This window comes from Stenotrophomonas sp. PS02298 (assembly GCF_029959445.1).
GTDB lineage: Bacteria > Pseudomonadota > Gammaproteobacteria > Xanthomonadales > Xanthomonadaceae > Stenotrophomonas.
Map to the genome: position 1 here is coordinate 17,030 of NZ_JASCOR010000042.1, position 12,996 is coordinate 30,025.

Annotated in this window: 10 protein-coding genes and 1 tRNA gene; 10 read left to right on the plus strand and 1 reads right to left on the minus strand. The window is 62.4% G+C overall.

The window, feature by feature from the left end; genetic code table 11:
• The first annotated feature begins 14 nt into the window (after positions 1-14).
• The 10 genes from QMX78_RS08545 (at position 15) to pnp (ending at position 12,601) form a co-directional block, all read left to right on the plus strand.
• On the plus strand, positions 15-1,526 hold the full coding sequence (locus tag QMX78_RS08545; protein ID WP_282268418.1) for an NADH-quinone oxidoreductase subunit M: 1,512 nt from the start codon (positions 15-17) through the stop codon (positions 1,524-1,526).
• A 36-nt stretch (positions 1,527-1,562) separates the two neighbouring features.
• Entirely contained in the window at positions 1,563-3,020 is a 1,458-nt protein-coding gene (nuoN, locus tag QMX78_RS08550; RefSeq protein ID WP_282268420.1) for an NADH-quinone oxidoreductase subunit NuoN, read from the plus strand.
• 201 nt (positions 3,021-3,221) lie between these two features.
• Positions 3,222-3,298 (plus strand) — tRNA-Met (locus QMX78_RS08555).
• 197 nt (positions 3,299-3,495) lie between these two features.
• The gene (rimP, locus tag QMX78_RS08560) at positions 3,496-4,083 is read left to right on the plus strand and encodes a ribosome maturation factor RimP (protein WP_282268422.1); all 588 of its coding nucleotides are present in this window, start codon (positions 3,496-3,498) and stop codon (positions 4,081-4,083) included.
• Positions 4,084-4,087: 4 nt separating this feature from the next.
• Positions 4,088-5,599, plus strand: coding sequence for a transcription termination factor NusA (gene nusA, locus QMX78_RS08565; protein ID WP_282268424.1), 1,512 nt, complete (start codon positions 4,088-4,090; stop codon positions 5,597-5,599).
• A 95-nt stretch (positions 5,600-5,694) separates the two neighbouring features.
• Entirely contained in the window at positions 5,695-8,319 is a 2,625-nt protein-coding gene (gene infB, locus QMX78_RS08570; protein WP_282268426.1) for a translation initiation factor IF-2, read from the plus strand.
• A 170-nt stretch (positions 8,320-8,489) separates the two neighbouring features.
• Entirely contained in the window at positions 8,490-8,879 is a 390-nt protein-coding gene (rbfA, locus tag QMX78_RS08575) for a 30S ribosome-binding factor RbfA (RefSeq protein ID WP_282268427.1), read from the plus strand.
• 112 nt (positions 8,880-8,991) lie between these two features.
• Positions 8,992-9,903 carry a tRNA pseudouridine(55) synthase TruB gene (gene truB / locus QMX78_RS08580; RefSeq protein ID WP_282268429.1) on the plus strand — a complete coding sequence of 304 codons (912 nt, stop codon included), beginning with the start codon at positions 8,992-8,994 and terminating at the stop codon, positions 9,901-9,903.
• Positions 9,904-10,085: 182 nt separating this feature from the next.
• Positions 10,086-10,346 (plus strand): 30S ribosomal protein S15, encoded by a 261-nt coding sequence (gene rpsO, locus QMX78_RS08585; RefSeq protein WP_057626688.1) that lies wholly within the window; start codon positions 10,086-10,088, stop codon positions 10,344-10,346.
• Between the two features lie 146 nt (positions 10,347-10,492).
• Entirely contained in the window at positions 10,493-12,601 is a 2,109-nt protein-coding gene (gene pnp, locus QMX78_RS08590; RefSeq protein ID WP_282268440.1) for a polyribonucleotide nucleotidyltransferase, read from the plus strand.
• A gap of 171 nt (positions 12,602-12,772) precedes the next feature.
• Here pnp and QMX78_RS08595 read toward each other — a convergent pair.
• Positions 12,773-12,996: hypothetical protein (locus tag QMX78_RS08595; protein WP_282268442.1), on the minus strand; the 224-nt coding region annotated here is incomplete at its 5' end.

Sequence of the window (12,996 nt, forward strand, 5' to 3'; positions counted from 1 at the left end):
ACGGAATAGAAGACGTGTCGAACTGGCCTCTACTTAGCATTCTCATCTGGCTGCCGATCATCGGCGGTGCATTGATCCTCGCCTTGCGTAACGCCCAGGCTGCCCGTTGGGCATCCCTGGCGGTCGCATTGCTCACCTTCCTGCTCAGCCTCGGTCTGCTCAGCGGCTATGACCGCGGCGCGGCCGATGTGATGCAGTTCGTCGAACAGCACCCGTGGATCCCGGCGTTCGACATCGGCTACAACCTGGCGGTCGACGGCATCGCCATTGCCCTGATCCTGCTGACCACGCTGATCGGCGTGTTGGCTCTGATCGGTGCATGGGGCGTGGTCGACAAGCGCGTCAATCAGTACGTGGCCGCCTTCCTGATCCTGGAAGGCGTGACGGTCGGCATTTTCGCCGCCACCGACGCGATGCTGTTCTACGTGTTCTTCGAAGCCATGCTGATCCCGATGTTCCTGATCATCGGCGTCTGGGGCGGTCCGCGTCGCATCTACGCGGCGATGAAGTTCTTCCTGTACACCTTCCTCGGCTCGGTGCTGATGCTGGTGGCGCTGATCTACCTGTACCTGAAGGGCGGCAGCTTCCAGCTGGTTGACCTGTACCAGCTGCAGCTGTCGGCCAAGGAGCAGACCTGGATATTCTTCGCCTTCCTGATCGCCTTCGCGGTCAAGGTGCCGATGTTCCCGGTGCACACCTGGTTGCCTGACGCGCACGTTGAAGCGCCGACCGCAGGCTCGGTGATCCTGGCGGCGATCGCACTGAAGATCGGTGGCTATGGCTTCCTGCGTTTCAACCTGCCGATCGTTCCGGACGCAAGCCACGAGTGGGCCTGGCTGGTGATCGCGTTGTCGCTGGTGGCGGTGATCTACGTTGGCCTGGTGGCGATGGTGCAGGACGACATGAAGAAGCTGATTGCTTATTCGTCGGTCGCGCACATGGGTTTCGTTACCCTGGGTACCTTCATCGCGCTGTGGCTGGTGCGTGACGCCGGCAGTGCCGACGCAGCCCGCCTGGGCCTGCAGGGCGCCATGGTGCAGATGGTTTCGCACGGTTTCGTCTCCGGCGCGATGTTCTCCTGCGTGGGCGTGCTGTATGACCGCATGCACAGTCGCCGCGTCGCCGATTACGGCGGCGTGGTGAATGTGATGCCGTGGTTTGCGGCGTTCGCACTGCTGTTCTTCATGGCCAACTCCGGTCTGCCGGGTACTAGCGGCTTCGTTGGTGAGTTCATGATCGTGTTGGCCGCATTCCAGTGGAATCCGCTGGTTGCCCTGGGCGCTGCTACCACGCTGATCATCAGTGCTGCTTATTCGCTGTGGCTGTACAAGCGCGTGTTCTTCGGTGAAGTGGGCAATGCCCACGTCGCCGAGCTGAAGGACATGAATGGTCGCGAGTGGCTGGTAATGACCGTGTTTGCGGTCGGTACGCTGGTGCTGGGCTTCTATCCCAAGCCGCTGACCGATCTGATGGAGCCCTCCATCGCCCATCTGGCGATGCAGATCGCTTCAAGCAAGCTGCTGTAAGCGGCTCGTCGAGAGTATTGATTCCAGGATTTGATGATGACCACGCCGACGCCTCTGCCGTTGACCACGACCGACCTGCTGCCGTTGCTGCCCGAACTGGTAGTGATTGGCGGTGCCTTTGCCCTGCTGATCCTTGATCTGTTCATCAGCACCAGGCACAAGGTCTGGACCCATTTCATTTCGGTGGCGATCCTCGCTGTCGCCTTCATCATGCTGTTGAACGGCGTGGGCGGGCAGGGCGAGGTATTCCACGGGATGTTCATCCGTGACAACGCTGCCGACGTGATGAAAACCGTCGTGGTGCTGGTCAGTGGCCTGAGCCTGATCTACGGCTGGAGCTACCTGCGCGAGCGCAACCTGTACCAGGGCGAGATCCCGGTGCTGATCCTGTTCGCCACCGCTGGCATGATGATCCTGGTCTCGGCCGGCAGCCTGCTGATGGTCTACCTGGGCCTTGAACTGCTGGCGCTGTGTTCCTATGCGCTGGTCGCCAGCAATCGCGAGAACAAGCTCGCGGCCGAAGCCGGCATGAAGTACATCGTGCTGGGTTCGTTGGCCTCGGGCCTGCTGCTGTACGGCATGTCGCTGATCTATGGCGCCACCGGCTCGCTGCATCTGGACGTGATCCACGCCTCCATCGCCCATTCCGATGAGCGCCTGCTGCTGTTGACTGGTGCGGTGTTCATGGTCGCCGGCGTTGCCTTCAAGCTGGGCGCGGCACCGTTCCACATGTGGCTGCCCGACGTCTACCAGGGTGCACCGGCGCCGATCGCGCTGTTCATCAGTTCGGCACCGAAGCTGGCCGCGTTCGGCATGGCCTACCGTCTGCTGGAAATGGGCGTTGGCCCGCTGTCGACCGAGCTGCAGTACGTGCTGGCCGGCCTGGCCGCGTTGTCGCTGGTCATCGGTAACCTGATGGCCATCGCCCAGACCAACCTGAAGCGCATGCTGGCGTACTCGACCGTGTCGCACATCGGCTTCCTGCTGATGGGTATCGCCGGTGGCGGCGAGGCGGGCTATTCGGCCGCGCTGTTCTACGCCATTGCCTACGCCATCATGTCGACCGCGGCATTCGGCGCGATCATCGCGATGTCGCGTGCCGGTTTTGAGGCCGAGAACATCGAAGACTTCAAGGGCCTGAACGCACGCAGCCCGTGGATGGCAGGCCTGGTCCTGTGCATCATGGCGTCGCTGGCCGGTATCCCGCCGTTCCTGGGCTTCTGGACCAAGCTGTCGGTGCTGAGCGCGGCCGTCAATGGTGGCCTGCTGTGGCTGGCCATGGTTGGTGTGTTGTGTGCGGTGATTGGTTGCTTCTACTACCTGCGCGTCATCAAGGTCATGTACTTCGATGAGCCGGTGGGTGAGCCGCTGCCGCGCAACAATGACCGCATCCTGGGTATCGTGTTGGGCGTGAATTCCGTGCTGCTGCTGTTCCTGCCGCTCGGTTTGGGCCCGATCATGGAGTGGATGCGCAATTCTTTTGCACATTTGTAATAAAAAACGTTACAAATCTGCGCGAAGTGTGTATTATTCATCTCCTGAGTTGACGGCCTCACCGCCCAGCGGAAGGTCGGAATCACTTGATAAGTGATTCAACCGGAAGGGTTTTTCCGGGTTTCTCCAGCTTCTTGGGGGAAACGCGAAGTAAATAAGTCTTGCATTATCGGCTTGGTTACTTCATAATTCCGCTTCTGATGCGGGGTGGAGCAGTCTGGCAGCTCGTCGGGCTCATAACCCGAAGGTCGCAGGTTCAAATCCTGCCCCCGCTACCAGCTTCGGTCTTTGCAACACGATGTGTTGATGAGGCAAAAGTTGGGCTCGCAAGAACGGCTGCTTCCGTTCTTGCAACCGGGATCCGGTCATCGGATCCAAACGGACAAAGGGCCCATGTGGGCCCTTTGCTGTTTCTGGAAATCAGAAACCCCGGTTGGGTGACAACCGTTCTCTAACTTACGAATCAAGGCTGGCTGTGAGCGACAAGGCTACTGAAATCGCGAATCTGCTGGGCCCCACCGTGCAGGCGTTGGGGCTCGAGTTGCTTGGCGCCGAATATCTGCCGGCCCCGGGCGGCGCAACGTTGCGCCTGTATATCGACGTGCCGCTGGCTGAGCAGCCTGAGCGCATGGTCAATGTCGAGGACTGCGAGCGGGTGAGCCGCGAGGTTTCCGCGCAGCTGGACGTCGAGGACCCGATCAGCGGCAATTACACGCTGGAAGTGTCTTCGCCGGGCGTGGACCGTCCGTTGTTCTCGCTGGAGCAGTTCGAGCGCGCCATTGGTGAATCCGCCAAGGTCGGCTTGAAGCTGCCGCAGGAAAACCGCCGTCGCCTGCAGGGTGAAATCGTCGCGGTTGACCTGGAGCAGGGCACGGTGACGTTTGTGGTCGACAACAAGCCGTTCGTGGCGTCGTTCGACAACATCGACAAGGCACGCATCATTCCGGACTGGGCCGCGCTTGGCCTGGCACCGACCAAACCGACGGGTCCGGCCCCCAAGCAGGGCAAGGCCAAGAATAATTCCAATAACGAAACGGCGGCCAAAAAGCCGCGCGCGGAGTGAGCCGATGAGCAAGGAACTTTTGCTGGTAGTTGACGCAGTCGCCAACGAGAAGGGCGTGCCGCGTGAAGTCATTTTTGACGCGATCGAGGCCGCCCTGGCTTCTGCCGCGAAGAAGCGTTACGCCGAGGAAGAAGTCCTGGCACGCGTTTCGATCAACCACAAGGACGGCACCTACGAAACTTTCCGTCGCTGGGAAGTGGTCGCTGATGACGTCGTGATGGAGTCCCCGGACCGCCAGATCCGTTTGATGGATGCGGTGGACGAAGCCGACGGCGTCGAAGTCGGTGACTACATCGAAGAGCAGATTGAAAACCCCGATTTCGGCCGTATCGCAGCGCAGGCTGCCAAGCAGGTCATCGTCCAGCGTGTGCGCGAAGCCGAGCGCCAGCAGGTGGTGGATGCGTGGAAGGACCGCGTTGGCGAACTGGTCACCGGTGTGGTCAAGCGCGCTGAGCGCGGCAACATCTATGTCGATCTGGGCGGCAATGCCGAAGCCTTCATTCCGAAGGACAAGGGCATCCCGCGTGACGTGCTGCGTGCCGGCGACCGCGTGCGCGGTTACCTGGCTGAAGTGCGTTCGGAGCCGCGTGGCCCGCAGCTGTTCATCAGCCGCGCTGCGCCGGAATTCATGATCGAGCTGTTCAAGCTGGAAGTGCCGGAAGTCGGCCAGGGCCTGGTTGAGATCAAGGCCTGTGCACGTGACCCGGGCGACCGCGCCAAGATCGCCGTGCTGGCCCATGACAGCCGCACCGATCCGATCGGCGCCTGCATCGGCATGCGCGGTTCGCGCGTGCAGGCGGTGTCCAACGAGCTCAATGGCGAGCGCGTGGATATCGTGCTGTGGAATGAAAACCCGGCCAACTTCGTCATCAACGCGATGGCACCGGCTGAAGTCCAGTCGATCATCGTTGACGAAGAAAAGCATTCGATGGACCTGGCCGTGGCGGAAGACCGTCTGGCCCAGGCAATCGGCAAGGGCGGCCAGAACGTGCGTCTGGCCAGCCGCCTGACCGGTTGGCAGCTGAATGTGATGACCCAGGACCAGGTGACCGCCAAGTCGGAAGCCGAGCAGGGCGTCGCCCGCCAGCTGTTCATGGACAAGCTGGAAGTGGACGAGGAAATCGCCGGCATCCTGGTGTCCGAAGGTTTTGGTACGGTGGAGGAAATTGCCTACGTGCCGGTTGGTGAGTTGCTGGCAGTGGAAGGCTTCGACGAAGATATCGTCGAAGAACTCCGCGCCCGCGCCCGCGATGCGCTGCTCAATGAAGCGCTGGCGGTGGAAGAGGGTGCTGACGGCGGTGTGCCGGCAGCAGATCTGCTGGCACTGAAGGGCATGGATGAGGCGACCGCGTACGCGCTGGCTGGCCACGGCGTGCGCACAAGTGAGGATCTGTCGGATCTGGCTGCCGACGAGGTTCTGGAGTTCGGCATCGAGGGCATGGATCTGGAGCGCGCCGCGGCGTTGGTCCTGGCAGCCCGCGCCGAGGAGATCGCCCGCCTGGAGCGCGGCGAATGAGCCAGCGATGAACAGTGCCCTGAGCCGCTCAGGGCGTAGACTCCGCGCTGCCTTCGTTCGTGACGAGGGGGCGCAAACAAGATCATAGGATCCGAATGTCGCAGCAAACCACCATCCGCAAGCTCGCCGAACTGGTCAACACGCCGGTCGAGAAACTGCTTGAACAGCTGTCCCAGGCCGGGATGAAGTTCAGCGGTCCCGACCAGGTCGTGACCAGTACCGAGAAAGTGAAGCTGCTGGGCTTCCTCCGCCGTTCGCATGGCAAGGAAGAGCAGCCGGCCGAAGACGCCGAGGCCGCAGCCAAGAAGATCACCCTGAACCGCCGCAAGCATCAGGAAGTGACTGTCAACGCTGGCCGCAGCAAGACCACCGTCAATGTGGAAGTGCGCCAGAAGCGCACCTACACCAAGCCGGAAGGTGGCAAGCCTGCGATGACGCCGGACGAAGAGCGCGCGGACATCCTGCGCAAGCTCGAAGAGTCGCGTCAGCGCAATCTCGACGAACAGCGCATGCTGGCCGAGAAGGATCGCGCCCGCGACGAAAGCATCGCTGCCAAGAAGGCCGCCGAAGAAGCCGAAGCCGCGCGCATCGAGGCTGAGAAGGCCGCTGCTGAAGCGGCTGCCAAGGCTGCTGCTGCAAAGCCGGCACCGGAAGTCGAAGCGCCGGCGCCGCGCGCCGCACGCCCGGCTGCTGCAGCACCGGCCCGTGCGCCTGCCCGCGAGGAGCGTGGCAACAGCGCCAATGCCAATGCAAAGTCGGGCAAGCGCAACGAAGGTGGGGATGGCAACCGTTTCGGTGGCCAGCTGCACCTGTCGGCGTCTGACCGTGCCCGTCGTGGCAACAGCAGCAATACGAATTCGCGCGGTCGTCCGGGTGCGCGTGCACCGCAGGGCCGCCGTGGCAATGAAGCAGCACGTAGCGGTGGCGGCAGCCACGCCTTCGAACGGCCGACCGCACCGGTGGTGCGTGAAGTCGCCGTTGGCGACACCATCACCGTCGCCGATCTGGCGCAGAAGCTCGCGCTCAAGGGCGGCGAGGTAGTGAAGGCGCTGTTCAAGATGGGCGTGATGGCGACCATCACCCAGACCATCGACCATGACACTGCGGCACTGGTTGTCGAAGAGCTCGGCCACAACGTGGTTCGCGCCAACGCCAACGATGCCGAAGACGCACTGCTGGCCATCACTGGCGCTGATGAGCGCGTGGCGGTGCCGCGTGCGCCGGTCGTGACCATCATGGGCCACGTCGATCACGGCAAGACCTCGCTGCTGGACTACATGCGCCGCACCAAGGTTGCCAATGGCGAAGCCGGTGGCATCACCCAGCACATTGGTGCTTACCATGTGACCACGCCGAAGGGCGTGATCAGCTTCCTCGATACCCCTGGCCACGCCGCGTTCACCTCGATGCGTGCCCGTGGTGCGCAGCTGACCGACATCGTGGTGGTGGTTGTCGCCGCCGACGATGGCGTGATGCCGCAGACCAAGGAAGCCATCCAGCACGCCCGCGCCGCAAACGCGCCGATCGTGGTGGCGATCAACAAGATCGACAAGTCGTCCGCCGACCCGATGCGTGTCAAGAACGAACTGCTTGCCGAGCAGGTCGTGGCCGAAGACTTCGGCGGTGACGTGCAGATGGTGGAGATCTCGGCCAAGACTGGCCAGGGCATCGATGACCTGCTGGATGCGATTTCGCTGCAGGCCGAAGTGCTGGAACTGAAGGCCGTGGCCGACGGCCGCGCCAACGGCGTGGTCATCGAATCCTCGCTGGACAAGGGCCGTGGCCCGATCGCGACGGTGCTGGTGCAACAGGGTCTGCTGAAGAAGGGCGACTACCTGGTGTGCGGTATCCAGTACGGTCGCGTGCGTGCACTGTTCGACGAAACCGGCGCCCAGGTCTCCGAAGCGGGTCCGTCGATTCCGGTGCAGGTGCTGGGTCTGTCGGGTGTGCCGGAAGCCGGTGATGACTTCGTCGTGGTTGAAGACGAGCGTCTGGCCAAGGACGTTGCGCAGACGCGTGAAACCAAGCGCCGCGAGTCGCGCCTGGTCGCCACCGCCGGCAGCCGCATGGAAGACATCATGTCGCAGCTGGGCAAGGGCGATGGCCAGCAGGTGCTGAACCTGCTGATCAAGGCCGACGTGCAGGGTTCGGTGCAGGCACTGAGCCAGGCGCTGGTTGCGCTGTCCAACGACGACATCCGCATCAACGTGATCCACTCCGGCGTGGGCGGCATCACCGAGTCCGACGCCAACTCGGCCGTGGCTTCGAAGGCCACCGTCATCGGCTTCAACGTGCGTGCGGATGCTTCGGCCCGTCGCATCATTGAATCCAACGGCGTTGACCTGCGTTACTTCTCGATCATCTATGACGTGATCGACCAGGTGAAGCAGGTGGCATCCGGTCTGCTCGGCGTGGAAATCCGCGAAGAGATCATCGGTATCGCGCAGGTCCGCGACGTGTTCCGCAGCTCCAAGTTCGGTGCGGTTGCAGGCTGCATGATCATCGAAGGCGTGGTGAAGCGGAACAAGCCGATCCGCGTGCTGCGCGACAGCGTGGTGGTGTTCGAGGGCGAGCTGGAATCGCTGCGTCGCTTCAAGGAAAACGTCGAGGAAGTTCGCAATGGTACCGAGTGCGGTATCGGCGTGAAGGCTTACAACGACGTCAAGCCGGGCGACCAGATCGAGTGCTTCGAGCGTATCGAAGTGCCGCGCACGCTGTAACGGCTGCGATCGAGGTGCCGGGAGTCGGGATTCGCCAAGGCGGGTCCCGGCGAGCGGAACCTCCAGCAGCCGGGTCGGGGAATCGCGAGTTGTGGCCCTGAACGCGGTTGCAGCGCGCGGTTCCTTTCCGGTTTCATTGAAATTCACCCTTTATTGCTGATACTTGCCTGATGCCTAAGACTTTCCATCGTACCGACCGTGTTTCTGCGCAGATTCGCCGTGATCTGGGCACGCTGGTGCATGCCGCCGTGCGTGAATTCGGCCTGCCTTCGGTCAGTGTGTCGGACGTGGAAGTTACCCGTGACATGGCCCACGCCAAGATCTTCGTGACCGCGCTGATGCCGGAACGTGCGGATGAGGCGATGAAGGGCCTGCGCGAGCTGACGGTTGAGCTGCGTATGTCGCTGGCCAAGGCGATGAAGTTGCGGCATGTGCCAGAGCTGCATTTCCATTACGACGATTCGGTCGATCGTGGTGAGCGCATCGACAATCTGCTGCGCGACCTGGTGCCACCGCCGGAACCCGAGTCCGACGCCGACAAGGGCACCGACAAAGAGTAATCGCAGCAGCCCGTAAGGGCTGTTGTCATGTCTGGCCTGCGCGTTGGTGCAGGCGGCTTTCCCGTTTTATGCTCGGCGTGCTGATCGCGCGCCAGCCCGCCTATGGTGTTGCATGCGTCCCAGAATCCAATTCCGCCGCCTGAATGGCATCGTTCTGCTCGACAAGCCGGCAGGCATGAGCTCCAACACCGCGCTGCAGGTTGCACGTCGTCTTTTCCGTGCCGAGAAGGGCGGTCATACCGGTAGCCTTGATCCGCTGGCCACCGGTCTTCTGCCGCTGTGTTTTGGCGAGGCGACCAAGATCGCCGGCTTGTTGCTTGGCTCGGCCAAGGCCTATGACGCCGAAATCCGGCTGGGCAGCACCACCGATACCGATGATGCCGATGGCGCGGTGCTGCGCGAGCGACCGGTGCCTGAATTCAGTGATGCGCAGTTGCAGGTGGCCTTGGCCAGCCTGACTGGCACCATCCTGCAGCGGGCGCCGATCTATTCGGCGTTGAAGCAGGGTGGCGAGCCGCTGTATGCCAAGGCGCGTCGTGGTGAGGCTATCGAAGCCCCCGAGCGCGAGGTGCAAGTGCAGGCGATTGAAATGCTGGCCCGTGAAGGTGAGTGCCTGTCGCTGCGCGTGACCTGCGGTTCTGGCACCTATATCCGCAGCATTGCCCGTGACCTGGGCGAATTGCTGGGCTGTGGCGCGCATGTCACCGCGTTGCGCCGGCTGTGGGTGGAACCGTTCATGGCGCCGAAGATGATCGGCCTGGATGCACTGCGCGCAGTCGCTGAATCCGGCGACGAAGCCGCGCTGCGGGACTGGTTGCTGCCGATCGAACAGGGCCTGAGCCAGTTTGCCCGGGTCGAGCTGGATGCCGCCCAGGCTGCGCGCTTCTGCGTCGGCCAGCGCCTGCGCAATCCGGCCTGGCCGGTTGGCCTGGTGGTGGTTTACGGCGAAGGCGGTCAGCCGCTGGGGCTGGGTCAGGTCGAGGAGGGCGGGCGACTTGGCCCGCAGCGGCGCTTCAATCTCTGAACGGGCGGGAGCGGGCAGTGCCTTTCAAGTCATTTCTGCCTTGTCCCGGATGGTTGTGACCGTTACAATTTTGCGGCCCTAGAAAGGGCAACTGCCCGCCTCGGTGGGCAGCCTATTAATCGGCGAGCTGTGCGGTGCGTCTTGAGACGTTCCTGCTGGCCCCGCATCTGAAGAGAAAAACCATGTCGATCGACACCCAGAAAGTCATTGAAGAAAACAAGCGCGGCGCTGCTGATACCGGTTCCCCGGAAGTCCAGGTCGCCCTGCTGACCGCTCGCATTGAACTGCTGACCGGCCACTTCAAGGAACACAAGAAGGATCACCACAGCCGCCGTGGCCTGCTGCAGATGGTCAATCGCCGCCGTAGCCTGCTCGACTACCTGAAGAACAAGGATGTCGCACGCTATAAAGCATTGATCGAAAAGCTCGGCCTGCGCCGCTAATCGATACCCGCCGCGGCGCAGCGATGCGCCGCGGTTTTGTTTTTAGAGCTTCAAAATCGTCGTAGACCGGCCGGAACCGCCCGGCCAGCCGTTGCCGGCATGGGTTGGCAACGGACCAATCGAAGAAAGCATTTCAAGGATCCCCCGTGGCAAAAATCACCAAAACCTTCCAGTACGGCAAACACACCGTCACGCTTGAAACCGGCGAAATCGCCCGTCAGGCCGGCGGCGCAGTCATCGTCAAGATGGACGACACCGTGTTGCTGGTCACTGCCGTCGCCGCCAAGAGCGCGCGCGAAGGCCAGGACTTCTTCCCGCTGACCGTCGATTACCAGGAGAAGTTCTACGCCGGTGGCCGTATCCCGGGTGGCTTCTTCAAGCGTGAAGGCCGTGCGACCGAAAAAGAGACGCTGATTTCGCGCCTGATCGATCGCCCGATCCGTCCGCTGTTCCCGGAAGACTACAAGAACGAAGTGCAGATCATCGCCACGGTGATGTCGCTGAACCCGGAAGTGGACGGCGACATCGCCGCCCTGATCGGTGCTTCGGCCGCACTGTCGCTGGCCGGCACCCCGTTCAAGGGCCCGATCGGCGCTGCCAAGGTCGGTTACAAGGACGGCCAGTACATCCTCAACCCGACCGTGTCGGAGCTGAAGGAATCGCAGCTGGAGCTGGTGGTCGCTGGTACCGCCAACGCCGTGCTGATGGTGGAATCCGAAGCCGCACTGCTGTCCGAAGACGTGATGCTGGGCGCCGTGACCTTCGGTCACCGCGAAATGCAGAAGGTCATCAACGCGATCAACGAACTGACCGTTGAAGCCGGTACCAAGCCGAGCGACTGGGTTGCCCCGGCCAAGAACACCGCGCTGATCAGCGCCCTGCAGGAAGCCGTCGGCGGCAAGCTCGGCGAAGCCTTCCAGGTGCGTGACAAGCTGCAGCGTCGTGACGCCATCTCGGCGATCAAGAAGGACGTGGTTGAGACCCTGGCTGGCCGCGTTGCCGCTGAAGGTTGGAACTCGGCCGAGCTGTCGAAGGAATTCGGCGAGCTGGAATACAGCACCATGCGTAACTCGGTGCTGGACACCAAGGTCCGCATCGACGGCCGTGCGCTGGACACCGTCCGCCCGATCGCCGTGAAGACCGGCGTGCTGCCGCGTACCCACGGTTCCTCGCTGTTCACCCGCGGTGAAACGCAGGCCATCGTGACCATCACCCTGGGCACCGCCCGTGATGGCCAGGTGATCGACGCCGTTGCCGGTGAATACAAGGAAAACTTCCTGTTCCATTACAACTTCCCGCCCTACTCGGTCGGTGAGTGCGGTCGTTTCGGTGCGCCGAAGCGTCGTGAAATCGGCCACGGCCGTCTGGCCAAGCGCGGTGTGCTGGCTGTGATGCCGTCGCTGGAAGCCTTCCCGTACACCATTCGCGTGGTGTCGGAAATCACTGAATCCAACGGCTCCTCGTCGATGGCTTCGGTCTGCGGTTCCTCGCTGGCCCTGATGGACGCCGGCGTGCCGGTCAAGTCGCCGGTTGCGGGTATCGCCATGGGTCTGGTCAAGGAAGGCGAGCGTTTCGTCGTCCTGTCCGACATCCTGGGTGACGAAGATCACCTGGGTGACATGGACTTCAAGGTCGCTGGTACCGCCGAGGGCATCTCCGCCCTGCAGATGGATATCAAGATCGAAGGTATTACCGAAGAGATCATGAAGCAGGCACTGCAGCAGGCCAAGGCTGGCCGTCTGCACATCCTGGGTGAAATGGCCCACGGCCTGACCACCCCGCGTGCCGAGCTGTCGGACTACGCGCCGCGTCTGCTGACCATCAAGATCCACCCGGACAAGATCCGCGAAGTGATCGGCAAGGGTGGTTCCACCATCCAGGCCATCACCAAGGAAACCGGCACCCAGATCGACATCCAGGACGATGGCACCATCACCATCGCTTCGGTGAACAACGCTGCTGCCCAGGCCGCCAAGGCCCGCATCGAGCAGATCACCTCGGACGTCGAGCCGGGCCGCATCTACGAAGGCAAGGTCGCCAAGATCATGGACTTCGGTGCATTCGTCACCATCCTGCCGGGCAAGGACGGTCTGGTCCACGTGTCGCAGATCTCCAGCGACCGCGTCGAGAAGGTCGGCGACGTGCTGAAGGAAGGCGATGTGGTCAAGGTCAAGGTGCTGGAAGTCGACAAGCAGGGCCGTATCCGCCTGTCGATGAAGGCCGTTGAAGAAGGCGAGGGCACCCCGGCCGAATAAGGCTGCGGTGTTGTATCGCTGAGAAGAAAAGCGGGCCTGGTGCCCGCTTTTCTTTTGCCCGGAAAACAGCAGAAGAACAGCCGTGTAGTGCCGAGCCACGTTCGGCAGGGGCCTTCCCGGATAACCTGCCGATCTTGCAGGAGCGGCGTCAGCCGCGAAGCAGGTAGTCGATCAGATTGCAGGCAGGGCCACCGTTTCATTGTCGCCAGCTTCGCGGCTGACACCGCTCCCACACAGCATGGTGCCCATGCAGCCGTAGTGCCGAGCCATGCTCGGCAGAGGCTTTCCCGGAGACCCCCCGACCTTGTAGGCGCGGCATGAGCCGCGAAGCTCGCGGTCGATCAGATTGCAGGCATGGTCAGCGTTTGATTGCAGCCAGCTTCGCGGCTCATGCC